Annotated in this window: 20 protein-coding genes; 7 read left to right on the top strand and 13 right to left on the bottom strand. The window is 75.0% G+C overall.

Annotation, left to right across the window (positions count from 1 at the left end; genetic code table 11):
* Positions 1-83 precede the first annotated feature (83 nt).
* Genes OG550_RS19855 through pcaB form a run of 4 tightly spaced genes read left to right on the top strand, consistent with a single transcriptional unit; the run spans position 84 to position 6,416 of the window.
* On the top strand, positions 84-1,664 hold the full coding sequence (locus OG550_RS19855) for an AMP-binding protein (protein WP_327679400.1): 1,581 nt from the start codon (positions 84-86) through the stop codon (positions 1,662-1,664).
* Positions 1,661-2,929, top strand: coding sequence for an FAD-dependent monooxygenase (locus OG550_RS19850; protein WP_327679399.1), 1,269 nt, complete (start codon positions 1,661-1,663; stop codon positions 2,927-2,929). Before OG550_RS19855 ends, OG550_RS19850 begins: the two co-directional genes overlap by 4 nt.
* Positions 2,926-4,959: an FAD/NAD(P)-binding protein gene (locus tag OG550_RS19845; protein ID WP_327683997.1), complete on the top strand. Its 2,034-nt coding sequence runs from the start codon at positions 2,926-2,928 to the stop codon at positions 4,957-4,959. The genes OG550_RS19850 and OG550_RS19845 overlap by 4 nt, the downstream gene beginning before the upstream one ends.
* Entirely contained in the window at positions 4,956-6,416 is a 1,461-nt protein-coding gene (gene pcaB / locus OG550_RS19840) for a 3-carboxy-cis,cis-muconate cycloisomerase (protein WP_327679398.1), read from the top strand. Before OG550_RS19845 ends, pcaB begins: the two co-directional genes overlap by 4 nt.
* 67 nt (positions 6,417-6,483) lie before the next feature.
* Here pcaB and OG550_RS19835 read toward each other — a convergent pair whose 3' ends face one another.
* The 10 genes from OG550_RS19835 to OG550_RS19790 all read right to left on the bottom strand — a co-directional run bounded on the left by OG550_RS19835 (position 6,484) and on the right by OG550_RS19790 (position 17,077).
* Entirely contained in the window at positions 6,484-7,944 is a 1,461-nt protein-coding gene (locus OG550_RS19835; RefSeq protein WP_327679397.1) for an aldehyde dehydrogenase family protein, read from the bottom strand.
* Entirely contained in the window at positions 7,944-9,056 is a 1,113-nt protein-coding gene (locus tag OG550_RS19830) for a phenazine antibiotic biosynthesis protein (protein WP_327679396.1), read from the bottom strand. Before OG550_RS19830 ends, OG550_RS19835 begins: the two co-directional genes overlap by 1 nt.
* A 24-nt stretch (positions 9,057-9,080) precedes the next feature.
* On the bottom strand, positions 9,081-9,497 hold the full coding sequence (locus tag OG550_RS19825; protein ID WP_327679394.1) for a YybH family protein: 417 nt from the start codon (positions 9,495-9,497) through the stop codon (positions 9,081-9,083).
* Positions 9,498-9,502: 5 nt separating this feature from the next.
* Positions 9,503-10,306 carry an arylamine N-acetyltransferase family protein gene (locus tag OG550_RS19820; protein ID WP_327679392.1) on the bottom strand — a complete coding sequence of 268 codons (804 nt, stop codon included), beginning with the start codon at positions 10,304-10,306 and terminating at the stop codon, positions 9,503-9,505.
* 154 nt (positions 10,307-10,460) lie between these two features.
* Entirely contained in the window at positions 10,461-11,483 is a 1,023-nt protein-coding gene (locus OG550_RS19815; RefSeq protein WP_327679390.1) for a 3-oxoacyl-ACP synthase III family protein, read from the bottom strand.
* 90 nt (positions 11,484-11,573) lie between these two features.
* Positions 11,574-13,589: an anthranilate synthase family protein gene (locus OG550_RS19810; RefSeq protein ID WP_327679389.1), complete on the bottom strand. Its 2,016-nt coding sequence runs from the start codon at positions 13,587-13,589 to the stop codon at positions 11,574-11,576.
* Positions 13,586-14,290 carry an isochorismatase family protein gene (locus tag OG550_RS19805; protein ID WP_327679387.1) on the bottom strand — a complete coding sequence of 235 codons (705 nt, stop codon included), beginning with the start codon at positions 14,288-14,290 and terminating at the stop codon, positions 13,586-13,588. The genes OG550_RS19810 and OG550_RS19805 overlap by 4 nt, the downstream gene beginning before the upstream one ends.
* Positions 14,283-15,053: a 2,3-dihydro-2,3-dihydroxybenzoate dehydrogenase gene (locus OG550_RS19800; protein WP_327679385.1), complete on the bottom strand. Its 771-nt coding sequence runs from the start codon at positions 15,051-15,053 to the stop codon at positions 14,283-14,285. Before OG550_RS19800 ends, OG550_RS19805 begins: the two co-directional genes overlap by 8 nt.
* A gap of 175 nt (positions 15,054-15,228) precedes the next feature.
* Complete coding sequence (locus OG550_RS19795; RefSeq protein WP_327679384.1) at positions 15,229-16,404, bottom strand: 3-deoxy-7-phosphoheptulonate synthase; 1,176 nt, start codon at positions 16,402-16,404, stop codon at positions 15,229-15,231.
* Between the two features lie 55 nt (positions 16,405-16,459).
* Positions 16,460-17,077, bottom strand: a complete 618-nt coding sequence (locus OG550_RS19790; protein WP_327679382.1) for a flavodoxin family protein — start codon at positions 17,075-17,077, stop codon at positions 16,460-16,462.
* Between the two features lie 248 nt (positions 17,078-17,325).
* On the opposite strand from OG550_RS19790, the gene OG550_RS19785 reads away from it, so the two are divergent.
* Together OG550_RS19785 and OG550_RS19780 are read left to right on the top strand one after the other, a co-directional pair.
* Positions 17,326-18,501, top strand: coding sequence for a transaldolase family protein (locus OG550_RS19785; protein ID WP_327679380.1), 1,176 nt, complete (start codon positions 17,326-17,328; stop codon positions 18,499-18,501).
* Between the two features lie 174 nt (positions 18,502-18,675).
* Positions 18,676-20,604, top strand: coding sequence for a helix-turn-helix domain-containing protein (locus tag OG550_RS19780; RefSeq protein ID WP_327679378.1), 1,929 nt, complete (start codon positions 18,676-18,678; stop codon positions 20,602-20,604).
* A 7-nt stretch (positions 20,605-20,611) separates the two neighbouring features.
* Here OG550_RS19780 and OG550_RS19775 read toward each other — a convergent pair whose 3' ends face one another.
* The 3 genes from OG550_RS19775 to OG550_RS19765 form a co-directional block, all read right to left on the bottom strand.
* Positions 20,612-21,979: an IS701 family transposase gene (locus OG550_RS19775; protein WP_327679376.1), complete on the bottom strand. Its 1,368-nt coding sequence runs from the start codon at positions 21,977-21,979 to the stop codon at positions 20,612-20,614.
* A 238-nt stretch (positions 21,980-22,217) separates the two neighbouring features.
* Positions 22,218-23,066 (bottom strand): NAD(P)H-binding protein, encoded by an 849-nt coding sequence (locus tag OG550_RS19770; protein WP_327679374.1) that lies wholly within the window; start codon positions 23,064-23,066, stop codon positions 22,218-22,220.
* Between the two features lie 104 nt (positions 23,067-23,170).
* A complete protein-coding gene (locus OG550_RS19765; RefSeq protein WP_327679372.1) occupies positions 23,171-24,358 on the bottom strand; it encodes an acyltransferase family protein in 1,188 nt (395 codons plus the stop codon).
* A 231-nt stretch (positions 24,359-24,589) separates the two neighbouring features.
* Between OG550_RS19765 and OG550_RS19760 the strand changes: the two genes are divergently transcribed.
* Entirely contained in the window at positions 24,590-25,570 is a 981-nt protein-coding gene (locus OG550_RS19760) for an NADPH:quinone reductase (protein ID WP_327679370.1), read from the top strand.
* The last annotated feature ends 43 nt before the right edge of the window (positions 25,571-25,613 follow it).

Genomic DNA, 25,613 nt, shown 5'->3' with positions numbered 1-25,613 from the left:
AAAGCCATCCCTGAACAGCGCCCTTTGACAGGCTCACCCGAGCCTCCCCGAAAGCAATTCCGAACCCACGAGAGGGCGGAACGGTGCTACTTCAGCGCATTGCCAACCGGGGCATCCGGCTGGGCACGCTCTTCGAGCGGGCAGCCGTCCGGCACGGCGCGAACGTGGTGATCCTCGACCACGACCTCGACATCGCCCCCGACCTGGGCCGGCGGGCCACCGTCGCCGAGATCGCCGACCTGGTCGACGACTTCGCCTCCCGCCTCTGGGCGGCCCGGGTCCGCCCGGGCCGCCGGGTGGTGGTCTACAAGTCGAACAGCTTCGACATCACCCTGCTCGCCTGCGCGGTGGCGCGGACCGGCGCCGTCCCGGTGCTGCTGTCCCCGAAGCTGGACGGCGCGACCGTCGCCGAACTGATCCGCCGCACCGACGAGCCGTTCCTCGTCACCGACCAGGAGAAGCTCGAACAGGAGCTGCCGGCCGAGGTGTTCGCGCTGGCCGACACCGTCCTGCTGACCGGCGGCAGCCACCCCGACGGGATCGGGCTGGCCGGGCTGGCCGGCTCGCCCCGGGTCGCGCCGGTGACGATGCCGCCGGAGCACCCGACGCTGATCACCCACACCTCCGGCACCACCGGCACGCCCAAACTGGCCGTGCACACCGGGCGGACCCTGGAGGCCCGGTACCGCCCGCAGGCGACCGTCGTCCGACCGCTGGTCCCCGGCCGCGAGACGATCGCGATGCACGTCTCCTTCGTCCACTCGCGGCTGGTCACCGCCCTGGCGATCTCGCTGTTCCGGGGCTTCCCGATCCTGGTGCTGGCCGACTCCGACCCCCGGCACGTCGGCGACCTGTTCGCCCGGCTGCGGCCGGGCATCCTGGAGGCGCACCCCAACTCCTTCATGGAGTGGGAGGAGCTGGCCGACGACCCGCGCCGCCCGCTGGCCAACGTCAAGCTGTTCTCCTCCACCTTCGACGCGATCCACCCGCGCACCGTGCAGACCATGCTGAACGCCTCCGAGCGGACCGCCCCGGTGTTCGGCCAGCTGTACGGGCAGAGCGAGGTCGGCCCGGTGGTGGTCCGGTCCTTCTCCAAACGGCGCGGCCTGGACGCGGACGGCCGCTGCGTGGGCATGCCGTTCCCGGGCTTCACGGAGGTCCGGGTGGTCAGCCGGAACGGGGCGCCCCCGTCGGCCGAGAACCCGGGGTTCATCGAGGTCCGCAGCGACGGCCGGATCGTCACCTACCTCGGCGAGCAGGACCGGTACGACAAGCAGGTCAACGACGGCTGGTGGCGGATGGGCGACGTCGGCTACCGCACCCGGTGGGGCTGCGTGCACCTGCTGGACCGCGAGGTCGACGTGATCGAGGGCTTCGGCTCCACCCTGGCCGCCGAGGACACCCTGTTCGCCCGGCTGGCCGACCTCGCCGAGGTGGTCATCATCCCCGGGCCCGACGGGCGGCCGGTCCCGGTCGTCTGTACCAAGGACGACCGGCCGCTCGACCGCACCGCCTGGCGGGCCGCCGCCGCGGGCCTGCCGCCGATGGCCGAGCCGGTGCAGTGGAAGCTGGGCGAACTGCCGGCCACCGCCACCACCAAGATCAAGCGGCTGGAGCTGGCCCGCCGGCTGGCGGCCGCCGAGGACGGCGGGGCGGGCCGATGAACGCGCTCCCCGACACCCCCTCCGCCGCCACGGCCGCCGCCCCCACCGCGCCGGCCACGGTCCTCGTGGTCGGCGGCGGGATCGGCGGCCTGGCCACCGCCCTGGCCGTCAGCCGGGCCGGCCACCGGGCCGTCGTCCTGGAGCGGGCCCCGGAGTTCGCCGAGATCGGGGCCGGCATCCAGATCGCCCCCAACGGCATCCTCGCCCTGGAGCGGCTCGGCCTCGGCGACGCCGTCCGGGCCGCCGGCGTGCACATGGCCGAGCTCCGCTTCATGGACGGCGTGACCGGCGAGCACGTCACCAGCCTGACCCTCACCGACCGCTACCGGCGCCGGTTCGGCAACCCGTACGTGGTGGTGCACCGCGCCGAGCTGCACGGGCTGCTGCTCAGGGCCTGCCTGGCCGACCCGCGGATCGACCTGCGCGCCGCGACCGCCGTCACCGGCTACCGGCAGGACGGCCACGGCGCCGCGGCGCTGCTGGGCGGCGGCGGGACGGTCGCCGGCGACGTGCTGATCGGGGCCGACGGCATCCACTCGGCGGTCCGCGCCCAGCTCGTCGGCGACGGCGGGCCGAGGATCTCCGGCATCACCGTCTACCGGGCGATCGTCCCGATGGAGCGGGTGCCCGAGGAGTTGCGGCTGCCCGCCTCGGTCACCTGGTGGGCCGGCCCGCACTGCCACTTCGTCCACTACCCGATCGCCGGCGGTGCCTTCCTCAACCTGGCCGCCTCCCGGGACAACGGCGCCACCGAGGCGCTGGCCGGCGTCGCGGTCGACGGGGAGCTGGTCCACGCGCAGCTGGCCGGGCTCACCGCGCCCGCGGCCCGCCGGCTGCTCGCGCTCGGCGAGGAGTGGCGGTCCTGGGTGCTGGTGGACCGCGATCCGGTGGACGGCTGGACCGACGGCCGGGTCGCGCTGCTCGGCGACGCCGCCCATCCGATGCTGCACTACGCGGCGCAGGGCGCCTGCCAGGCACTGGAGGATGCCGTCCTGCTGGGCGAGTTGATGGTCCAGTCCACTGAACTCCCGGACGTCCTGGAACGATTCGCGGCCGAACGGCGCGCCCGTACCGCGGCGATCCAGCGGGCGTCCCGCGAGTCGATCCGGCTCTGGCACCCCGCCGGGGAGGCCGCGGCGGCCCGGAACAAGCTGCTCGGAGGGCTCTCCGAGGACGAGTTGCACGAGCATGTGGCCTGGATGCACGGAGTCAAGACCTTTTCATCAACAGATCGCCACAACTACGATGGCGAGCCGTGGGCATGATCGATCGCCATCTCCAGATCTGCGTCATCGGCGCAGGTCCGCGCGGCCTCTCGGTATTGGAGCGGCTCTGCGCCAACGAACGGAAGACGCCCGCCGGGTGCGCCGTCACCGTGCACGTCGTCGATCCGGCGGCGCCGGGGGCGGGACGGGTCTGGCGCACCGACCAGTCCCGGCACCTCCTGATGAACACGGTGGCCTCACAGATCACCGTCTACACCGACGACAGCGTCCGGGTGGAGGGACCGATCGAACCCGGTCCCAGCCTCTACGAGTGGGCCGAGTCCCTGACCAAGGGCGAACACCCGGCCGGCCACGACGAACGGACCCTGGCCGAGGCCGCCGAACTGGGCCCCAACACCTACCCGACCCGGGCCTTCTACGGGCAGTACCTGCACGACGCGTTCCTCGCCGTGGTCGCCGCCGCCCCGCCCTCCATGACCGTCCGGGTGCACCGCTCCCGGGCCGTCGCGATGGCGGACGCGCACGGCGTCCCCGGCGGCCCGCAGGGCGTCCGGCTGGAGGACGGCACCCGGCTCAACCGGCTGGACGCCATCGTGCTGGCCCAGGGCCACGTACCGGCCCGGCTCACCCCGCGCGAGGCCCGCACCGCCAGCCTGGCCCGGATCCACCACCTGACCTACGTCACCCCCGCCAACCCGGCCGACGTCCACGTGGCCGCCCGGCCCGGCCAGACCGTGCTGCTGCGCGGGCTCGGCCTCAACTTCTTCGACCACATGGCGCTGTTCACCCTCGGCCGCGGCGGCCGCTTCGAACGGGTCGACGCCCGCCCCGCGGGGGACGTCGGCGGACCGGGGGGCGGCGGGCCGGAAGGGGCCGGACCGACGGCCGGCAGGCTGGTCTACCGGCCGTCCGGCACCGAGCCGCGCCTCTACGCCACCTCCCGGCGGGGCGTCCCGTACCACGCGCGCGGCGAGAACGAGAAAGGCGCGTTCGGGCGGTACCTGCCCCGGCTGCTCACCCCCGAGGTCATCGCCCGGCTGCGCGAAAGGGCACGATCGGGCGAGCCGGCCCGGTTCACCGACGACCTGTGGCCGCTGATCTCCCGCGAGGTGGAGGGCGTCTACTACGGGGCGCTGCTCACCGCGCAGGCGCGCGGAGCCGAGCGCGAGGAGTTCACCGAGCGGTTCCTCACCGCCGACGACCCGGCCGCGGTGCTCGACGCCCACGGCATCGCCGAGGCCGACCGCTGGAGCTGGGAACGGCTCTCCCGGCCCTACGCCGGCCGCGAGTTCGCCGACCGGGCGGACTTCCGCGACTGGCTGCTCGACTACCTGCGCCGGGACGTCGCCGAGGCCCGGGCCGGCAACGTGAGCGGCCCGCTCAAGGCCGCCCTGGACGTACTGCGCGACCTGCGCAACGAAGTCCGGCTCGCGGTCGACCACGGCGGCCTGGACGGCGGCTCGCACCGCGACGACCTGGAGGGCTGGTACACCCCGCTGAACGCCTTCCTCTCGATCGGCCCGCCGACCGAGCGGATCGAGCAGCTGATCGCCCTCGTCGAGGCCGGGGTGCTGGAACTGCTCGGCCCGGGCACCGAGATCCGGATCGACCCGGTGGACCCGGCCTTCACCGCGCGCTCCGCCGCCGTGCCGGGCGAACCGGTCCGCTCCACGGTGCTGATCGAGGCCCGGCTGCCCGAACCCGACCTCCGGCGCACCGACGACCCGCTGCTGCAGCACCTGCTGGAGACCGAGCAGTGCACCACGTACCGGATCGGCGGGGACCACGGGAACGGCTACCAGACCGGCGGGCTCGCCGTCACCGAGCGTCCCTACCGGCTGCTGGACGCCCGCGGACGCGCGCACCCGCGCCGCTTCGCGTACGGCATACCGACCGAGTCGGTGCACTGGGTGACCGCCGCGGGCATCCGCCCCGGCGTGGACTCCGTGACCCTCGGCGACTCGGACGCGATCGCCCGCGCGGTGCTGGCGCTGCCGCTGGTGTCCGAGGTGCCGGAGGCGGTCCGGCCGCAGCCGGACGAGACCGACCTGAGAGGCGTGGTGATATGACGGACCGTCAGGATCCGGCGAAGGCCGGGACGGAGGCCGGACCCGGTACCGAGGCCGGAACCGGCCCGGACGCCGACCAGGACTCCGGGCTGCTCTCCCCCGTCCGCGCCGGCACCCCGGTCGAACGCGCCGTGGGCGACCGGGCCTGGCTGCAGGCCATGCTGGACGCCGAGGCCGCGCTGGCCCGCGCCCAGGCCGGGCTCGGCACCGTCCCCGGCCCGGCCGCCGCCGCGATCACCGCGGCCGCCCGGGCCGAGCGGTTCGACGTCCGGGCGCTGGCGCTGGCCTCCCGGGAGACCGCCAACCCGGTGGTCGGCCTGGTCCAGGCGCTGACCCGGGTGGTGGCCGCCGAGGACCCGTCCGCCGCCGAGTACGTGCACCGCGGTTCGACCAGCCAGGACATCTTCGACACCGGCGCGATGCTGGTGGCGGCCCGCGCGCTGCGGCTGATCCGGGCCGACCTCGACCGCACCGCCCGTGCGCTCGCCGCCCTCGCCGCCGAGCACCGGGACACCGTGCTGGCCGGACGCACCCTGGCCCTCCAGGCGGTGCCGACCACCTTCGGCCTCAAGGCGGCCGGCTGGCGGCAGCTCGTCCTCGACGCCGACCGGCGGCTGGCGGCCGTCCTGGCCGACGGCCTGCCGGTGTCCCTGGGCGGCGCGGCCGGCACCCTGGCCGGCTACCTGGAGTACGCCCGGCTGGACGGCCCGGACCCGGACGTCGACCCCGGCGCCTACCTGGACCGGCTGGTGGACGCGTTCGCGGCGGAGACCGGGCTGGCCCGCCCGGCACTGCCCTGGCACGCCCTGCGCACCCCGATGGCCGACCTCGCCGCCGCGCTGGCCTTCACCGCCGGCGCGCTCGGCAAGCTCGCGGTGGACGTGCAGTCGCTGACCCGGACCGAGGTCGGCGAGGTGGTCGAGCCGGCCGTGGCCGGCCGCGGCGCCTCCTCCGCGATGCCGCACAAGCGCAACCCGGTGCTGGCCACCCTGCTGCGCAGCGCCGCGCTCCAGGTCCCGGTGCTGGCCGCCGGCCTCACCCAGTGCCTGGTGACCGAGGACGAGCGTTCCGGCGGCGCCTGGCACGCCGAGTGGCTGCTGCTGCGCGAGTGCCTGCGGCTGGCCGGCGGCGCCGCGCACACCTCGGTGGAGCTGGCCGAGGGGCTGCTCGTCCGGCCCGAGCGGATGGCGGCGAACCTCGGGCTCACCGGCGGACAGCTGGTCTCCGAGCGGATCGCGGCCCGGCTGGCGCCGAAGCTCGGCAAGGCGGTGGCCAAGCAGCTGCTCACCGACGTCTCGCTGACGGCGGACCGGGAGGGCCGGCCGCTGGCCGACGTCCTCGCCGAACAGGCCGAGCTGGCGGGCCGGTTCACTCCGGAGGAGATCGCCGGGCTGTGCGATCCGGCCGGGTACACCGGCGCGGCCGGCGCCCTGGTGGACCGGGCGCTCCGTTCCTGATCCCCACGAGTACGCCGGAAGGCCCCCGGTCCGCGCGGACCGGGGGCCTTCCGGCCGTCGGCACGGTTCAGTCCCGGATGACCGTCTTGGTCCGCATCAGGAACTCCCCCAGGTAGCCGTCGTGCGGCACCCCGGGCCGGAGCCAGTACGTCGGGTGGTCGCCCCGGTAGACGTTGCTGATGCTCGGCTCCCGGAGCAGCCGGTCGAACAGCGCGTCGTCCCGGGTGAACGCCGTCAGCACCAGGGAATCGCGCAGCGGGGCGACCCCCGCCTCGGGGGTCCAGGGCGCCACCCAGACGCAGGGGAAGGCGAGTTCGAGACCGGCCTGCTCCGCGTCGGGCCGGTCCAGCTGGTGCACGGCGGGCCGCAGCACCGCGCTGCCGTCGCCGAGTTCGGCGACCACGCCGTCCCCGCCGAGCCAGGCCCGGGTGCCGGCCGCGCGGCGCAGCAGGAAGGCCTCGATCGCCCGGGCCTCCGCCACCGGCTGCACGGCGAGCTGCGCCTTCTCGTCCTCCGGCGGCAGGCTGGGGATGACCGCCAGCCGCTCGGCGATCGCCCGGGCGAGCGGCGCCGGGTCGCCCTCGACCAGCACGGTGGTGGCGTTGATACAGGCGACGCCGCCCTGGTGGCTGATCGAGTCGACGATCGTGTCCAGGTGGGCGCGCCAGTCGGTGTCCCGGGTGAGCAGGATCTTGGACCGGCCCGGGCCCTGCGGCAGCACGGTGCTCCCCGCGTACTTGCGGACCACCTCGTCGCCGCCGTAGACCATGCCGAGGTCGGCGCCGTGCAGGATCTCGTCGGCGGCCTCGTGGTCGGTGGGCAGCAGCACCACCTGGTCGGTGCCGAAGCCGGCCAGCCGCAGCGCGGTGACCAGCCGGTGCGGGGTGAGCGGCTCGCGCCGGGAGGGGCGGACGGCGACCCGGTAGCCGAGGGCCAGCGCCTCCAGCCAGAGCCCGTGCGGGCCGGGGTGGTTGCCCGCCGCGTGGACGGCGAAGACGTTGCCGCGCCTGGTCCAGACGGCGCTGCCGTCGATGGTCGCGGCGTCCCGCCAGTCGCTCACCGCGCCGACCGGCTGGGCCCGGTGGGCGGACCAGCCGGCCTTCCGGGCCGAGTCGGCGATGGCGCGGACGGCGTCCCGCACGACGCCGATCGGCACGCCGGAGACCCGGGCCACGGCCCGCTGGTAGGCGGCGGGGCCGAGGCCGTCGATGGTCTCCTCGGTGAAGATCCGCCCGGCCCGGGCCAGGGCGGCGAACCGCTCGGCGGCCGGGAGGGACTCGGCGGCGTGCAGCGCCCGCATCGCCCTGGTGACGAACAGCCGCGGCACGAGGCTGAGTTCGGCGAACGGCGCGCCCGTGACGTCGGGGACGACGGTCCGCCGGCGGGCCCGGAACGGTTCGCCGGGGCCGAGCGCGTCCAGTTGCAGGAGGCCGGAGGTCCCCGGGGCGTCGGCTCCGGCCGCGGGTCCGGGCGCGGGTCCGGGCGCGGGCCCTGCCGCGGGTCCGGGCGGCTGCAGCGGATCGGCCATCAGTAGACCCCTTCGATCACGGTCTCGTCGTCGAACTCCCGGACCGGGGCGATGTCCGCCACCGAGTCGCCGAGCTGCCCCGGCAGCGGGGCGATCCTGGTGCCGAGGTCGCGCTCCAGGTTGTTGGGCATCAGCAGGCTCTTGGAGACGTGGTGCATGACCACCTGCCCGCGCTCGCCGAAGCCGACCGTCCGGCCGCTCTCCGGGTCGACCACCCCGAAGCTCATGTACGGCGAGTACGGGTCGTAGACGCAGGGGTCGTCGTCGGTCAGCCCGTGCCGCTCGCTGGCGTTGCCGAGGATCATGGTCGAGCCGTAGCCGCTGTAGAGCACGGCGTCCGGGAAGATCTCGGTGCGGTACAGGTGCCGCGTGTCGGGGTCCATCTGGGTGCCGACCCAGTTGATCGCCCGGATCTTCTCGGCGACGAGCTTGGCGAGGCCGTCCCGCCGGGCGATCCGCTCCAGCACCGGCGGGGTGCACATCAGCACCCCCACGTCCTGGGTCTCCAGCACGTGGGCGACCTGGTCGACGATGTGCTCGGCGTACGCGCCGGCCTCGGCGGCCTTGCCCTCGGAGATCAGCTTCTTCACCCAGCGCGGGTCGAGGTCGACGGTGAAGGACAGGCCGCCCCGGTAGGCGGTCTGGGCCTTGATGACGTCGCCGACCATGTGCGGGCCGGTGGGCGCGACGACGAGCCAGTTGACGCCCTGCGGCACGCCGTGGCCGTCGAGCTGGGCGCTGGACCAGCCGAGCAGCCGGTCCAGCCAGTCGCGCAGCAGCACGATCCGCTTGGGCGCGCCGGTGGTGCCGCCGCTCTCGTAGACGCCGACCACCCCGGGGCGGTCGCCGTAGCCGCGCGGGACGAGGTCCTCCACGCGGGCCGTGCGCAGTTCGTTGGCGAGGTTGGGGAACCTGGCGAGGTCCGCGTGGGTGCGGACCTCGGTGAGCGGGTCGAAGCCGAGGGAGGCGGCCCGGGAGAGCCAGAACGGGGAACCGGTCCCGGGCGAGAAGTGCCAGCGCATGGCGGCGCGCAGGTACTCCTCGGGGTCGGGCACGGCGTCGAACGGGAGGTCCAGCACCGGGTCGGCGGCGGGATCGGCGGCAGGAGACACAGCGGTCCTTCCAGGGGTGGGGGGTCAGCGGTCGGTGCCGGGCGGGTTGTCGATGGCGTAGCGCCAGCGGCCGTCGGCGCCGCGCCGGGCGACGTCGGTGGCGGTGCCCTCGGAGCGGACCGGCCCGTCCGGTCCCTCGCCCTCGATCAGGTAGTCGCCGATCAGCAGGGCGAGGTCGCCGTTGACGTAGCAGTGCCGCAGGGTGATCCGGATCGGCAGGCCGAGCGCGAGGAAGCGGGCGGTCGCGGCGCGCCGTTCGTCGCCGGTCACCACCACGCCGGGGCGGTCGACGAACACCGCGCCGGGCTCGAAGAGCTCCTCGACGGCCGTCTGGTCGCCGGTGTTGAAGGCCTCGGCGAAGACGGCGGGCAGCCGGGCCGGGTCGGTGGGCGCCGGGGCCGCGCGGTGCCCGGCCGCGGTACGGGGTTCGCTGGTGGTCATGGCGGTCATCCCGTCTGGACGCCGGCGGTGACGCCGCCGTCCGGCTGGTCGGGCAGCCGGTCCAGGCTGAACCCGAAGTGGGTCTTGTAGGCCTCCAGGACGGCGGCGTCGCCGACGAACTCCTCGCTGGAGCGCTCGCTGCCGGCCACCGTGGAGAGCTGGTTGCCCTTGAGCGTGATCCGGCCGTCCTCGGTCCGCAGCGAGCAGAACACGTCCTGCAGGAACGGGGATTCGGGCGCGGTGCGGTACCACCAGAGGGTGGGGCGGAAGTCCTCGATGCGGACCGGGCGGTCCTCCAGCCGGTACAGCGGCTTGCCGTTGAGCAGCACGTCGAAGCCGCCGCCCTCGACGTCGGCGAGCAGGAAGTCGCCGTCCGGGTCGTGCTGGACCTCGCGGGAGGCCAGCCGGAGCGGGTGCCGGCTGTTGCGGCCGAAGCCGGTGTCCACCAGCCACTGTTCGCCGTCGACGGTGACCCGCAGGGCCAGGTGGCACATGGCCGCGCCGAGCGTGCCGCCGGGGCGGTGGACCCGGCCGGGGAGGATCTCGACCTGGTAGCCGAGTGCGGTGAGCAGGAACGAGAGGGCCGGGTTGACCTCGTAGCAGCCGCCGCCGCGGCGCTGGCGGACGATCTTGTCGAGGACCTGCTCGTCCATGTGGATCGGCTCGTCGAGGTGGTAGCCGAGGTTCTCGAACGGCACGGACAGCACGTGCCGCTCCTGGATGCGGGTGAGCGCGGCGAGGTCGGCCCGCTCGGGCCGTTCGGCGCCGATCCGGGCGAGGTACGCGTCCACCATGGCGTCGTCCAGCACGGTGATCTCCTTGTCGGTCGGTGTGGCGGGCGGTCGGTGTGGCAGGTGGTGGGTCCGGCGGGCGGTGGGTCTGGCAGGTGAGGCGGAGCGGGGGCGGAGCGGGGGCGGAGCGGGACGGGCGGTGCGGTGGCGGGGCGAAGCGGCGGCGGTGCGGTCACCAGCGCAGCAGCGCGAGGCCGATCGCCATGCCGCCGCCGAAGCCGGCCAGCAGCACCAGGTCCCCGGCGGCGAAACGGCCCGCCCTGGCGGCCCGGTCGAGGGTGACGGCGATCGAGGCCGAGCCGGTGTTGCCGTACTCCTCGACGGTGGTGCAGGTGCGGGCGGCCGGGATGCCGAGCCGGTCGGCGAGGTCGGCGAGCAGCAGCCCGTTGGCCTGGTGGGGCACGAACCCGGCCAGGTCGCCGGGCGCGAACCCGGCGTCGGCCAGGAAGGACCGGACGGCCTCCGGCAGCCGGGTCTCGACGAACTCGCGCACACCGCGGCCGTCCATCCGGAACCAGTGCAGGCCCCGGGCGAGGGTGTCGGCGCTGGCGGGCAGCCGGCTCCCCCCGGCCGGGACGCCGATCAGCCCGCGGTCGGCGCCGAACCCGGCCAGCCGGCCGGCAAGCAGGCCCCGGCCGGGCTCCGGGGCCGGGCCGAGCACCACCGCGCCGGCGCCGTCGCCGAACAGCACGGCGGTCCGCCGGTCGGTGGGGTCGAGGATCCGCGAGTAGACGTCGGCCCCGATCACCAGCGCGTACCCGGGGGCGGCGTCGGTGAGCATCCGCTCGGCGGCGGTGAGGGCGAACACGAAGCCGCTGCAGACCGCGTTGACGTCGAAGGCGGCGGTGCCGGGGGCGGCGCCGAGCCGGTCGGCGACCACGCTGGCGGTCGGCGGCTGCGGGGAGTCGGGGGTGGAGGTGGCGACCATGATCAGCGCCAGGTCGGCCGGGCGGACCCCGGCGTCCGCCAGGGCGGCCCGGCCGGCCGCCACCGCGAGGTCGCTGGCGGCCTGGTCCGGCTCGGCACGGCGGCGCCGGGAGATTCCGGTCTTCCGCGCGATCCATTCCCCGGTGACGCCCGCGGGGGCGGCGGCCTCGGAATTGCTCACCACCCGGGCCGGCAGGTACGAGCCGGTTCCCAGGACGGCGATTCCCGAATGTGTGCGACCCTTCCCGGGAATTCCCGTCGTTATCATCCTTTTCCCCTCGGTCTGCTCGGGCGCCGGACACCGACGGGTCGTCGGGGTCCCGGGAATGGCCGGGCCACAGGGCCGGTGCCGGCCTTGTCAGGTGGCCGCGGAATCGGCCGGGCCGCCCACGCGCCGGGCCGGACCGCCCAGCGCGTGGGCGATCAGGTCCCCGGTGATCCGTACGCCGTCGCGGGTGAGCACCGACTCGGCGTGGAACTGCACCGAGGCGAAGCCCGGACCGCGCAGCGCGTGCACCTCTCCGGTGGCGGCGTCCCGGGCGACCCGGACGGTGCCGCCGGGAAACCCGAATTCGCCTTCCGTACCCGTTCCTTCGGTCCAGGAGGCGGCGAAGGTGTTGTAGAAGCCGACCCGCTCCCCGGCACCGAACAGGTCGATCTCCCGCTGGACGCCCTGGTTGGGCGCCTCCCGGCGGACCAGCGGCAGGCCGAGTTCCGCGCAGAGCACCTGGTGGCTCAGGCAGACCGCCAGGAACGGCCGACCGTCGGAGATCAACTCCCTGACGCGGGAACGGAGATGGGCGATCTTCGGGTGGGCGGTGTCGCGCGGGTCGCCCGGGCCGGGGCCCAGCACCACCAGGTCGGACCCGGCCAGCCCGTACGGCCGGTCGAACCGCCGGACGGTGACGTCGAGGCCGAGTGCCCGCAGCTGGTGGTCGATCATCGCGGTGAAGGTGTCCTCGGCGTCCACCACGAGCACCCGCCGTCCGGCCAACTCCGCTCTCCGGTAGGACCGTTCGCCGGATCTCTCGCCGCCCTCGCCGACCTCCCCGGCCAGCGCACCGCCGCCGACGCCGCCGAGGCCACCGTCGTCGCCACCGTCGTCGCCGCCGTCACCACCGCCGTCGGCGAGCCAGAAGCCGGCCAGCGCGCGGTTCCGCCCGGCCAGCGCCTCGCGGACCTTCGGATGGGCGCCGAACCGGCCCCGGCCGCCGTCCTCCAGCGCGGCGAGCAGCCCCGCCGCCTTGGCCCTGGTCTCGGCCACCTCGGAGTCCGGGTCGGAGTGCCGGACCAGCGTCGCGCCGACCCCGATCCGCAGCCGTCCGGCCGCGTCGATGTCCGCGGTGCGGATCAGGATGCCGGAGTCCAGCGCCCGCGCGCCCTCCGCGTCCCGGCCGATCAGCGCGACCACCCCGCTGTAGTAACCCCGCCCGGCCGGCTCGTACTTGGCGATCACCCGGGCGGCCGACTCCAGCGGGCTGCCGGTCACCGTCGGGGCGAACAGCGTCTCGCGCAGCACCTCGCGCGGGTCCCGGTCCGTCCGGCCCTCGATGAAGTACTCGGTGTGCGCGAGCCGGGCCATCTCCTTCAGGTACGGGCCGACCACCCGGCCGCCCGCCGTGCAGATCCGGGCCATCATCTTGAGCTCCTCGTCGACCACCATGAAGAGCTCCTCGGCCTCCTTGCGGTCGGCCAGGAAGTCCATCAGGCCGTCGAGGTCCGGCCCCCGCTCCGGGTACCGGTAGGTGCCGCTGATCGGGTTCATCACCGCCCGCCCGCCGTGCACGCTGATGTGCCGCTCGGGGGTGGCGCCGACCAGGGTCCGCTCCCCGGTGTGCACCGCGAAGGTCCAGTAGGCGCCGGTCTCCCGCTGGAGCAGCCGGCGGAAGAGCGTCAGCGCGGCGGCCGGGGTGTAGCCGGTGATCTCGGCGACGAACGAGCGCTTGACCACGAAGTTGGCGCCGGTGCCCTCGCCGATCTCCTCGCCGATCACCCGGCGGACGGTCTCCGCGTACTCCTCGTCGTCGGAGTCGAAGCGGCCGCCGGCCAGGGTGATCGGCACGTCCGGCAGCCGGGCGAGCAGTTCGGCGAGCGGCAGCACGGCCTGCTCGGTGACGGTCAGCGCGAGCAGCGGGGTGCCGTCGTCGGCCGCCTCGAAGCCGCGCTCGGCGATCTGCCGGTACGGGACCAGCGCCAGCAGTTCGTGGCCGTTCCCGGCGGGTTCGGCGGACAGCGGGAGGTCCGCCAGGGTGGCCGGCTCGGACACCTCGCCCACCAGCAGGTCCACCAGGCCCGACCCGGTGGCCTCCGGGCGGTGCAGCAGTGCGAAGGCCGGCGGGTGCCCGGCCAGCACCCGGTCCAGCAGCTCGCTCATCCGGTCACCGTCCCGGCGCTCGACGGGGCCGCGTCGCGCCGCTGCGCCGCCGGACCGCCGGTGACCGAGTCCGCGGTCAGCACCACGGCGCAGCGCCGGGCCGCGTAGTCGAGGGCCATCCGGTGGTCCTCGGCCGTGAAGTCGGCCACCGCGTCGGCCACCAGGAAGGTCTGGATGTCGTTCGTGAACGCCTCCACCGCCGTCATCAGCACCCCGACGTGCGCGTACACGCCGCAGAGCACCAGCTGGTCGCGGCCGGCGGCGCGCAGCCGGGCCAGCAGGTCGTTGTTGAAGAAGGCGCTGTAGCGCCATTTGGTGACCAGCCAGTCGTCCGGGCCGGGGGCGAGCCGGTCGACGATCTCCCGGTCCGCGGGCGACGCCTGCATCCCCGGGCCCCAGAAGTCAGCCAGCAGGCCGCGCTGTTCGGGGGTCATGCCGCCGGGCTGCGCGGTGTAGGCGACCGGCACGCCGTGCGCGCGGGCCCAGTCGCGGAGCCGGACGGTGTGGGCGAGCAGCGGGCCGTCCTCGCCGAACGGCGCCAGGAAGTAGCGCTGCATGTCGTGCACGAGCAGGACCGCGCGGCCCGGGTCGAGTGTCCAGTCCGCCGTGTTGGGCGGCAGCTCGGCGGCGGTGGGCAGCGGGTAGGGGGCGATCGCCGGCAGGCCCGGCCGCCGTGTCGGGGTGGGGAGGCCATTACGCACCGAGCCCGGCACCCCCGTCCACCGTGAGGTCGTGCAGGGTGATGTGGCCGGCCTCGTCGGAGAGCAGGAAGACGACGGCGTGGGCGACGTCCTCCGGCTCGGCGAGCTTGCCGAGCGGGATGCCGACCCGGTAGGCGGACGGCCGGCCCTCCAGGGTGCCGGCGCGGCCGCTCTCGTCGTGCCACATGGAGCTGAGCATCGGCGTGTCGGTGGAGCCGGGCGCGACCAGGTTGCAGCGGATGCCGTACCGGGCGACCTCCAGGCCGAGGCTCTTGGTGAAGAGGGTCGCCGCGGCCTTGGACGCCGCGTAGGCGGCCATCTCGCTGCGCGGGGTGGCGGCGGCGTTGGAGGCCACCGTGACGATCGCGCCGCTGCGGCGCGGGATCATCCGGTTGACCACGGCGCGGGAGACCCGGAAGACGCCGTCGGCGTTGACCGAGAAGGTGCTGCGCCAGTCCTCGTCGGTGAAGTCGCGGACCTCGCCGAGGCGGAGCACGCCGGCGGTGTTGACCAGGTAGTCGATCGGGCCCAGCCGCCGTTCGGCCGTGTCGACGGCCTCCTCGACGGAGGCGCTGTCGGTGACGTCGGCGGGTACCGCGACGACGGTCAGGCCCTCGGCGGTGAGTTTGCCCGCCAGTTCGGCGAGGCGGCCGGCGTCCCGGTCGACGGCGGCGACCAGGACGCCGCGGGCGGCCAGGGCCCGGGCCACGGCGGCGCCGATGCCGCCGGCCGCGCCGGTGATGAGTGCCACCTTGTTCTGCATGTGCCAGACCTCCCTGGGGTCGGCCCGGGGGTGCGGGCCGGCGGTGTGGGTTGGGGGTTGTGCACGCGGGGTCGTGGGTGGGACGGGGGCGTACGGGGGACGGGGACGTGCGGGGTGGTCCGCTGTGCGCGGTGATCGCGCCGGGCGGGGTGGTCCGCCGGGTGCCGTGCCCGGGTCAGGCGCGCCAGGCGGACACCACGGCGATCGCCTGGCCCGGGTTGAGCCGCGGGTCGCAGAAGCTCGTGTACTTGTCGCCGACCCGGCCGAGCCCGGCCTCGTCGTCGGCGCACTCGGTGACGTCGTCGGGCGTGGTCTCCAGGTGCAGGCCCCCGGCGGTGCCGCCCTCGGCGCGGACCACCTGCTGGAAGCCCTCGACCTCCCGGACGACGGTCTCCACCAGGCGGGTCTTCAGGCCGTCGGGCCGGCTGAAGGTGTTGCCGTGCATCGGGTCGGTGAGCCAGACCACCGGGTGTCCGGCGGCCCGCACGGCCCGGACCAGCCCGGGGAGGACCTGGGCGACGCGGTCGGCGCCCAGCCGGGCGATCAGGGTGAGGCGGCCCGGCTCCCGGCCGGGGTCGAGCAGGGCGCAGAGCCGGAGCAGCTCGTCCGGGGTCGTGCCCGGGCCGACCTTGCAGCCGACCGGGTTGGCCACCCGGGCGAGCAGCGCGACGTGGGCGCCGTCGGGCTGCCGGGTCCGTTCGCCGATCCACGGGAAGTGCGTGGAGGCGAGCAGCGGTCGGCCCTCCTCGTCGCGGCGGACCAGCGGCAGTTCGTAGTCGAGCAGCAGGGCCTCGTGGCTGGTCCACACCGGCGGGCAGGCGGCGGAGGGTTCGCCGGGGGCGAGCCGGCCGAGGTGGACCATGGCCTGCCGGGCGGCGTCGTAGCCGGTCAGCAGGCGGCGCGGGTCGGGGGTGCGCTGGACCGGGTCGGGTTCCGGCCCGTTGACCATGTGGCCCCGGTAGACGGGGAGTTCGACGCCGTCGCAGCGTTCGGTGGGGTGTGAGCGGGGCTTGGCGAACTGGCCGGCGATCCGGCCGATCCGCACCACCGGGCGGTGGGTGGCGATCTTCAGGAGGCCGGCCAGGGCGTCCAGCAGCCCGGCCTTGCGGGCGACGTCCCCGGCGGTGCACTCCAGGGGGTCCTCGGCGCAGTCGCCGGCCTGGAGCACGTGTGCGCGGCCTTCGGCGACCTCGCCGAGCAGCGTGCGCAGGCGGTGCACGTCGGCGGCCGCCACCAAGGCGGGTTTTTCGGCCAACTCCTTTTTGACGGAATCGAGTTCGAAGAGATTCGGCCAGTCCGGCTGCTGTCTTGCGGGGCGGCCGGCGAGCGATCCCACGAGCAGGTTGTCCACTGACGTCTCCCTCACGGTTGGGGGCCGGCCTGTGCCAGGTCCACGGCCCCGGTACTCAGGGCGTGTCGAGGCCCCGGACCAGGCCGGCGACCCGGACCACGCGGCGGGCCTGGTACTCGACGGCGGCGATGTTCTCCTCGTGGACCTGCCCGGGCACGTTCCGGGAGACCGCGCTGGCGCCGTACGGGTTGCCGTTGTTGGGCTGGAACAGCACCGGGTCGGTGGAGCCGGTGGCCAGGATCAGCGAGCCCCAGTGACAGAACACGTTGTGCAGCGCCAGGATCGTGGTCTCGTGGCCGCCGCGCGGCGCGGAGCCCGAGGTGAACGCCGAGACCGCCTTGTTCGCCAGCCCGCCCGGGATCGACAGCGGCGCGGTGGAGTCGACGAACCGCAGGACCGGCGCGGCCGGCAGGCCGAACCGGACCGGGGTGCCGACCAGGATGCCGTCCGCCCAGGCCAGGTCGGCGAGGTCGGCCACGGGGACGTCCGCGGTGCGCTCCCGCAGCTCCCGCGCGGCGTCCTCGGTCCCGGGCACGTAGGTGTCGTCGGGGAGGTCCGCGATCCGGCGCAGCCGCACCTCGGCACCGGCCTTCTCCGCGGCGGCCGCCGCCGCCCCGGCCAGCCGGGCGACATTTCCGGTCGACGAGTAATAGATGACGGCAATGGTGGTCATGGCAGCGAACTCCTCGGTGACGGGGGCGCGTTCAGCTGATCCTTGACGGTGGACAGCGGGTCGGCCAACGGAGTTCCCGGCACTTCGTCAGGTGGCGTCGCAGTCCATCAAATACTCATCAGATGTCCCGTTCGACCCGACCTGACATTGACCGGGGAAGTGACTTTTCCGGGCACGAATTGCTCCCTATCCTCGGTGCCCGGCACCGTTTTCGGGCCGCCGCAGAGCCGAGGAGCAGTGATCCCGCAGTGAAGAAACCGCCGGCCGCCCCACCCAGTCGACGAGACCTGCGGCCGCTGATCGCCGAAGGCGTCTCCCCCTGGCTGGACGGGATCCACCGCGGCCTGGCCACCTCGGGCCTGCTCGGCCGGCTGATCGACGAGACCGGCCTGCGCGGCGCCACCACCAACCCGGCGCTGCTGGCCGGCCGGCTGCGCCGGGACCCGGTCTACGCCGAGCAGCTCGCCCGGCTCGCCGGGCACGACGTCTCCCCCGAGGGCTCGGTGTGGGCCGCCTCGGTGCACGACCTGCGGCTGGTCTGCGACCAGTTCCTGGACGTCTTCCGCACCGCCCACGGCCACGACGGCCTGGTCTCGGCGGACCTCGACCCGCGGCTGGCCCACGATCCGGCGGCGACCACCGCCGAGGCCGTCGAACTGGCCCGCGCGGTGGACCGGCCCAATCTGCTGGTGAAGATCCCGGCCACCCCCGAGGGGCTGGGCGCGATCCGCGACTGCGTCGGCCTCGGCCTCGGGGTGCACGCGACCGGGCTGTTCTCGGTGCACCGCTACGGGCAGGTGGTGGACGCCTACTTCGACGGCCTGGAACAGGCGCTGGCGGCCGGCCGGCCGCTGGCGGCGATCGCCTCGGTGGCGTCGCTGCCGGTCGGCCGGGTCGACCAGGAGATCGACCGGCGGCTGACCGCCCTCGGCACCCCGGACGCCCTCGCGCTGCGCGGCCTGACCGCCCAGGCGGCGGCCCGGCTGATGTACCGGGCGTACGAGGAGCGGCTGGGCGACGGCCGCTGGCGCACCCTGCGCGCCTCCGGGGCCCGGCCGCAGCGGCTGCTGTGGACCGACTCCGCGCTGGCCGGCGCCGCCGCCGCGCAGGCCCGGTACGTGGCCGGCCTGGTCTCCTGGGGCACCGCGCACGCGATGACCCGGCCGGTGCTGGACGAGGCGGTCCGCATGCTCCGCCTCGACGGCGACACCCTGATGGGCCGGCACGAGGCGGCCCAGGCGGTGCTCGACCGGTTGGGCCGGCTCGGCATCGACTACTGCGCGGTGGTGCGGCGGCTGGAGGAGGACAGCGTGCCGCGGCTGATCGACCACTGGCTGCGGCTGCACGCCTCGGCCGCCACCCGGCTGGCCCGCCCGGCCGACCTGCACGGAGACAGCGAACCGGCCCGACTCCGGGGCACCTGAGGATCTTTGACGAACCATCACCTCCACCCGTCCGGCGCCGCCGGGCACCGCGCCGACGGCCCGGCGACCGGCCCGGACCTGTGCTTGACGGGAACATCCGCCCCCGCATACCTTCCGATTTGCAGGCCGTCACGCACTCCTTCTGCTCGGGAGGGCCTGGGGGGAGGGAAGGTCATGACGCGACGGTCGGCCGACTCAATCGCGTTCAACGTCCTGGAGTTGCTGGCCAGCGAGGCGCCCGCCGCCCAGCTGGAGGAGCTGGTCGAGCAGGCCCGGAAGATCTGTGCGTCACCCCGGGAACGGGAGGCGCTGGGCCGGATCGAACAGCTCGGCCTCTCCATACGCTCACAGTCGCAGCGCCGCCGCCGGCGCGAGGCCGGACTCGCCGCGCTCGCCGACACCGCCCGCGACCTGGCGCTGCCGTACGACCTGGACGGCCTGCTGAGGGTGATCACCCGCCGGGCCCGGCTGCTGCTGGGCACCGACGTGGCCTACCTGACCACGGTCGACGAGGAGCACGGGCAGATCCGGATCCGCACCACCGACGGCCCGGCCGGGTGCCTCGCCGTCGGCCTGCGGATCCCCGAAGGCTTCGGCCTGGGCGCCGGCGTGCTCGCCGACCCCGCGCCGTTCTGGACCCCGGACTACCTGGCCGACGACCGGATCCGGCACAGCCCGGTGATCGACGAGGCGGTCCGCGCCGAGGGCCTGCACGCCGTGGTGGCCGTCCCGCTCGGCCACCGCGCCCGCCCGTTCGGCGTGCTGTACGCCGCCGAACGCAAGGTCCGCCGCTTCACCACCGACGAGATCTCGCTGCTGGCCGCACTCGGCGACCTCGCCGGGGTGGCGGTCGAGAAGGCCCGGCTCCTGGAGCTCGCCGCCCGGCCGGCCGCCGGACCGCCGCCCGACGGGCCCCTCGGCGAACTCGGGGCGGCCCACCGCGCCCTGGTCGACCTGGCGCTCTCCGGCGGCGACCCGCACGCCCTGGTCCGGGACGCCGGCCGCCGCCTCGACCTCGGCCTGCGGGTGTACGCCACCGACGGCACGGTGGTCGCCTCGGCCGGCGACCTGCCCGAGCTGGACGAACCCACCGTGGTCGCCACCGCGGTGGACACCCACGCCGCCGGCCGGCCGGTCCGGCTGGCGGGCCCGCTCTGGGCCGCCCCGGTCCGTGCCGGCTCCACCGACCTGGGCACCCTGCTGGCCCGCCCGGCCAACGGGCGGGCCGACCTGGCCGCGGAGTTCTGCCAGAGCGTGGCGCAGGCCGTCGCGGTGGCGCTGCTGCTGGAGGGCGGCCGGGCCGCCGGGCCGGTCGGGCCGCCCGGCCACGTCCGGGACGAGCTCCTCGACGAGCTGCTGGCCAGCCCGCAGCGCCCGCCGCAGCAACTCGCGCTGCGCGCCCGCCGACTGGGCATCGACCTCTCCACCGCACACGTCCTGGTGGTGGCCCGGCCCGAGGGGGAGGCCCAGGGCAAGGCCGCCACCTGGGCCAACCTGTACGCCCACCGGATGAGCGGGCTGAAGCGGGTCCACAACGGCCGGGCCGTCCTGCTGCTGCCCGGCAGTGATCCGGGGACGGCCGCGCGCGCCGTCTCGGAGGAGCTGACCCCGCTGCTCGGCATCCCGGTGACGGTCAGCGCGGCCGGCCCGGTCTCCGATCCGACCTCGGTGTTCCACGGCTACCAGGAGGCACTGCGCTGCCTCGACGCGATGACCTCGCTCGGCGCCGTCGGCCGCGCCGCATCCGTCCGTGAACTCGGCTTCGTGGGCGTACTGTTGGCGGACAACCATGACATCGAGGGATTCATCGAGTCGGCCGTCGGTCCGGTCCTCGACTACGACCGGCAGCGGCTCACCGAGCTGACCCGCACGCTCCAGGCGTACTTCGAGACCGGCAACAGTCCGACCCACGCCGCGCAGAAGCTGCACGTCCACCCCAACACGGTGGCCCGGCGGCTGGAGCGGATCGGCGAACTGCTCGGCCCGGACTGGCAGAAGCCCGAGCGGGCCTTCGAGGTCCAGCTGGCGCTCAAGCTCTGCAGCGTGCGGCGCGTCCTGCTGGACCGTGCCGCGCGCAACGACCCGCCAGGCCGGGCGGTCTGACGCGGCGTCACACCCGCCGGTCGTCCCCGCGGGCCAGCACCGCCACCGCGTGGGCCGCCGAGGCCAGCGTGATGTGCCGGTGCCAGCCGCTGAACGAGCGCCCGGCGAAGTCCCGCACCCCGACCCGGTCGGCGGTCCTGGCGAAGTCCCGGGCCACCCGGTCGGTCAGCCGGGCCAGCCGGACCAGGGCGGCCGCCGGGAGGTCCACCAGGTCGGTGAGCCAGAGCTCGGCCGGCCAGAGCCGCCCGGGCGCGCCCACCCCGACCAGCGCCAGCTCCCCGCCGCCCCGCCCGTCACGGCCGGAGCCCGTACCGCGTCCGGGCAGCCGGACCGGGACCGAGGCGATCAGACCGTTGCGCAGCCCGCCGGCCGGGCCCGACCAGACCACCGGCCGGCGCAGCTCCCGGGCCGCCGTCATCAGCCGGTAGGCGGGCCCCGGGCCGGGCGGCCGGCCCGGCAGCACCGGCCCCACCGGCAGCAGCGGGAACGAGCCGCCGACCCGGACCAGCATCGGCAGCCGCTCGGCCCGCAGCCGGCGCACCATCCGCAGCCCGTCCGTGTCCCGGGCGTCCGTCACCACCGGGCGCAGCGGCAGGCCCCAGCGGGCCGGCAGCCCGAGCACCGCCTCCAGCGCGCAGTCGCCGAGGGTCTCCGCGTCCACCTCGTCCGGGATCAGCGCCTGGCTGCGTCTGGGCTCGTTGTCCAGCCACGCCTGCGGCAGGTGCAGGCGCCAGTTGACCGGGCCGCTGAAGCTCTCCGAGGCGGCCCAGACCCCGACCGCCTGCTGGGCGTTGAGCACCTGGCCGAGGGCCGGGATGAACCGGCGGTCCACGCCCACCGAGTGGTCGCCGGCCTTCGGGATCACCATGGGCCGCAGCACGTACGCCTGCGGCGGGGCGATCCGGGCGAGGTGCTGGGCCAGCGCCTGGCGGACCGGCCCCCAGTCCCAGGTGGAGCTGGTGATGAAGTGGTGCAGGCTCTGTTCGGCGGCCTGGCCGCCGACCACCGTGGCGATGTTCCGGATCGACTTGCGGCCGCGCGCGCCGAGCAGTCCGCGCAGGTACTGGACGCCCTTCTGCCGCTGGTCGCTGCGGGGCAGCGAGGCGAACAGCACGGCGCACAGTTCCCGGAGCAGGACGTCGTGCGAGGCGTCGAGGCCCGGGCCGGGCCCGCCCGGCAGCTGCCGGGCCGCCGGAGGGCCGGACGCCGGAGCGGCCTGCCCCGGGAGGCCGTGCACCGGGACGCCGGACGCCAGGACGCCGTGCGCGGGCGCTCCGGACGCCGGGGCGCCGGACGCCAGGACGCCGTGCACCGGAAGGCCGTGCACCGGAAGGCCGTGCACCGGAAGGCCGGTGCCCAGGGCGAGACCGCTCATTGATCCCCCTCGAATGCGCGGATGGCTGCGCCGTCCTCACGCTAGGCGCCGCGCCCCCTCCCGCTAAGGTGCGCAGCCCACCCGTCCGGCGCTCGCGGTGGTGGCCCGGCCACCGGGCTCCCGGCCGCCGGGTTCCGGGCGCCGGCCCCGGAGCCGCCGGTCGCGGCGGATCCGGCACCGGCGGCCGGGCGGGCACCGGCCGGCCGCCCCCGCGAGGACGGCGCCCGGCCGGGACGGGTCAGGCGGTGAAGTCCGCCACGTGGTCGCGGGCCCACTCCGCGAAGGTCCGGGCCGGCCGGCCGGTGAGCTTCTCCACCGTGTCCGAGACCTCGGTGGGGACGCCGTCGGAGCCCTCCCAGTAGCCGACCACCGCGTCCATCACCCAGACCGGCACGATCGGGGCCAGCGCCTCGCGCGCCTGCGCGTCGGTGAGCTCCTCGAACTCCAGCGGCCGGCCGAGCGTCTCGGCCAGGACGGCCAGCTGCTCGCGCTGGGTGATCGAGGCCGGGCCGCTGATGAAGTACGCCTGGTTCTCGTGGCCGGGCTGGGTCAGCGCGACCACGGCGACCGCGGCGATGTCCTTCTCGTGGATCGCGTCGCTGTGCGACCCGGGGTACGGGAAGCGGATCCGCCCCTCGGCGCGGATCGACTCCGGCCACCCCCACATCAGGATGTTGGTGGCGAAGTTGTGCGGCCGCAGGAGGGTGTGGGGGATGCCGGAGGCGACCACGGCCGCCTCGACCGCCCGGTGCATCTCGACGATCGGCCGCTGCACCGGGAAGGCGTCCACCACGGTCTGCGAGGAGAGCACCACGACGTGCCGCACGCCCGCCTCCTTCGCCGCCGCGAGGAAGCCCTCGGTCCCCTGCGGCACCGCGTAGAGGAAGACCTTCTCGACCCCGGCCAGCGCCGGTCCGTAGGTCTCCGGGTCGGTCAGGTCGAGCACGGCCGTCTCGGCCGCGGTGGTCGGGGCCAGCTTCTCCGGGGTCCGGGCGCCGGCCCGGACGTCGGCGCCGGCCGCCAGCAGCTGCGCCAGCACCTCGGCGCCGACCTGGCCGGTCGCCCCGGTGACGAGGATCTTGCCCATGGGAACGGCTCGCTTTCTTGACGGTCCATCACGGTCTGTCGCGGGTCTGTCGTGGGTCTGTCGCGGGTCGGAGGCGTGCCTGTCGCGGGTCCGCCCCGGGCCTGTCAGTCGTTCCGGACGGCGGGCCGGCCGCGGCGCGGGGTGGAGAACCGCCGGGTGATCGGGGCCTCGACCAGCCGGTAGAGCACCCAGGACACCAGCACGGTCGCCGCGATCGCGAAGAGCAGCAGGCCGATTCCCTCCACCGTGGAGAACATCCTGGTGCCGAGCAGGTCACGCAGTTCGGTCAGCACGATGAAGTGCAGCAGGTAGAAGGCGAAGGAGATCTCGCCGAGCCAGGTCATCGCCCGGTTGCGGAAGACCGTGAACCGCCCCTCGTTGTCGGCGATCGCGGCGGCCGCGATGAGCAGGGCGATCGGGACGACCGTGACGACCCGCTGGGCGTACAGGTAGGGCACGTAGTGGGTGGCGATGTAGCCGGCCACCAGCAGCAGGCCGGACCAGACCATCCCGATGTTGCGCCAGCGGCCGCTGCGCACCGCGTGGGCGACCAGCATGCCGAGCGCGAAGTCCAGCATCCGGACCGGCGGCAGCACGTAGCTGAACCAGTACTGCGAGACCGAGCCCTCGTAGCCGCCGGGGACGCCCGGGGTGTCGGGCAGCAGCAGGTAGGCGACGGCGGGGGTGGCGACGATGGCCGCGACCGCCCCGGCGATCCAGAACACCAGCCGCTCCGGGCGGATCTTCCGGAACACCCGGTGCAGGAAGGGGAAGGAGAGGTAGAAGACGGCTTCGGCGCCCAGCGACCAGCTCGGCGGGTCGACGCTGAAGTAGGTGTTGAAGTCGGGTATCCAGACCTGGAGCATCAGCAGGTTGACGATCGCGGTCCTGGCCGGCGTGTAGGTGCTCGCGAACAGCACCATGGCCAGCGCCCAGGCGACCACGTAGTTCGGGACGATCTTGACCATTCTTCGCCGCCAGAACCCGGTGGCCGTGTCGTCGGCGCGGGCCGACCAGGTGAGCACGAAGCCGCTGAGCACGAAGAAGAAGGCGACGCCGAGCCCGCCGGCCTGGTCGGCGATGTCGACGAAGCGGAACTCGGTGCCGTCGTCGGCGAAGAGCCGCAGGGTCGGGATGGGGAGGGCCGCGTGGTAGGCGAAGACCGCAAGGGCGGCGGGGAAGCGCAGGCCGGTCAGCGACGGCAGACGACTGGTGAAGGGGCGCTGCGACTGCTGTCCGCTCCCGCTGTCGGGCGTCGGCCCGGGCTGGGCGAGGAGTCGGTCGGTGGCCATGGTTCCGTCCTTGAGGGTGTCGGGCCTGTGGACCGGACCGATGGCGCCGGCCCGACCCGAGACCTAAGTAAACTACTCGGTGCAGATGAGAGATTGCACCGATCGGTGTAGCATCTATGTCAGGTCGGGGGACAACCCGGCCCCTTCCGCCTTTCCGTCCGGGACAAAGGAGTTGACGAACGATGCCGTGTCTCGGCGCAGACCGCCCGTCCCTCCCGGAGGATCGGCCCCATGCACGCAGCGTTCATCACCCAGCACGGACCGGCAACGGACATCCGCTACGGCGAACTCCCCGAGCCGGTCCCCGGGCCCACCGATGTCCTGGTCGACGTGGCCGCGGTCTCGGTCAACCCGGTCGACACCTTCGTCCGCTCGGGGCTCTTCCGCACCCCGGTGCCCTTCCCGTTCGTGATCGGGCGGGACCTCGTGGGCACCGTCGCGGAGGCCGGCCCGGGCGCCCCCGGCTTCACCCCCGGTGACCGGGTCTGGTCCAACAGCCTCGGCCACGGCGGGCGGCAGGGCCCGACGGCCGAACGGGCCGTCGTCCCCGCCGACCGGCTCTACCACCTGCCCCCGGGCGTGGACGGGACCGGCGCGGTCGCCGTGGTCCACCCGGCCGCCACCGCCCACCTCGCCCTGTTCGCCCACGGCGGGCTGCGGGCCGGCGAGACCGTCCTGGTGGCCGGCGGGGGCGGCAACGTGGGCGGCGCCCTGATCGTGCTGGCCGTCGAGGCCGGCGCCCGGGTGGTCGCCACCGCGAGCGCCGCCGACGCCGACCACTGCCGGGGCCTCGGCGCCACCGAGGTCCTCGACTACCGCTCCCCCGACCTGCCCGACCGGATCCGGGCCGCCTGCCCGGACGGCATCGACGTCCACCTCGACACCTCCGGCACCAACGACCTCGCCACCGCCGTCGACCTGCTCGCCCCGCGCGGCCGGATCGTGCTGCTCGCCGGCGCCCGCTCACGCCCCGAACTCCCCGCCGGACAGCTCTACATGAAGGACGGTTCGATCCGCGGGTTCGTCATCTCGCACGCCGGCACCGGTGAACTCGCCGAGGCCGCCGCCACGATCAACCGCCTGCTCGCCGCCGGCCGGCTGCGGCCGCGCGCCCTGGAGACCCACCCGCTCGCCGCCGCCGCCGAGACCCACCGGCGGCTGGAGAAGGGCGGGCTGAACGGCCGCCGGGCCGTCCTGCGGCCCGACCTGTAGCGCCCCGCACCGCCCGTCCGCGACGCCCCGTCCCGACCGCCTC

Origin of the sequence: Kitasatospora sp. NBC_00458, assembly GCF_036013975.1 — a bacterium.
Lineage (GTDB): Bacteria > Actinomycetota > Actinomycetes > Streptomycetales > Streptomycetaceae > Kitasatospora.
This window is presented reverse-complemented; position numbering and strand designations above follow the sequence as displayed.

Bases quoted from the DNA above. Each gene is read 5' to 3' on its own strand.
- OG550_RS19815 (WP_327679390.1), bottom strand. From the start codon at position 11,483: ATGATAACGACGGGAATTCCCGGGAAGGGTCGCACACATTCGGGAATC.
- OG550_RS19790 (WP_327679382.1), bottom strand. From the start codon at position 17,077: ATGACCACCATTGCCGTCATCTATTACTCGTCGACCGGAAATGTCGCC.
- OG550_RS19810 (WP_327679389.1), bottom strand. From the start codon at position 13,589: ATGAGCGAGCTGCTGGACCGGGTGCTGGCCGGGCACCCGCCGGCCTTC.
- OG550_RS19850 (WP_327679399.1), top strand. From the start codon at position 1,661: ATGAACGCGCTCCCCGACACCCCCTCCGCCGCCACGGCCGCCGCCCCC.
- OG550_RS19760 (WP_327679370.1), top strand. From the start codon at position 24,590: ATGCACGCAGCGTTCATCACCCAGCACGGACCGGCAACGGACATCCGC.
- OG550_RS19825 (WP_327679394.1), bottom strand. From the start codon at position 9,497: ATGACCACCAGCGAACCCCGTACCGCGGCCGGGCACCGCGCGGCCCCG.
- OG550_RS19775 (WP_327679376.1), bottom strand. From the start codon at position 21,979: ATGAGCGGTCTCGCCCTGGGCACCGGCCTTCCGGTGCACGGCCTTCCG.
- OG550_RS19780 (WP_327679378.1), top strand. From the start codon at position 18,676: ATGACGCGACGGTCGGCCGACTCAATCGCGTTCAACGTCCTGGAGTTG.
- OG550_RS19770 (WP_327679374.1), bottom strand. From the start codon at position 23,066: ATGGGCAAGATCCTCGTCACCGGGGCGACCGGCCAGGTCGGCGCCGAG.
- OG550_RS19800 (WP_327679385.1), bottom strand. From the start codon at position 15,053: ATGCAGAACAAGGTGGCACTCATCACCGGCGCGGCCGGCGGCATCGGC.
- OG550_RS19835 (WP_327679397.1), bottom strand. From the start codon at position 7,944: ATGGCCGATCCGCTGCAGCCGCCCGGACCCGCGGCAGGGCCCGCGCCC.
- pcaB (WP_327679398.1), top strand. From the start codon at position 4,956: ATGACGGACCGTCAGGATCCGGCGAAGGCCGGGACGGAGGCCGGACCC.
- OG550_RS19845 (WP_327683997.1), top strand. From the start codon at position 2,926: ATGATCGATCGCCATCTCCAGATCTGCGTCATCGGCGCAGGTCCGCGC.
- OG550_RS19765 (WP_327679372.1), bottom strand. From the start codon at position 24,358: ATGGCCACCGACCGACTCCTCGCCCAGCCCGGGCCGACGCCCGACAGC.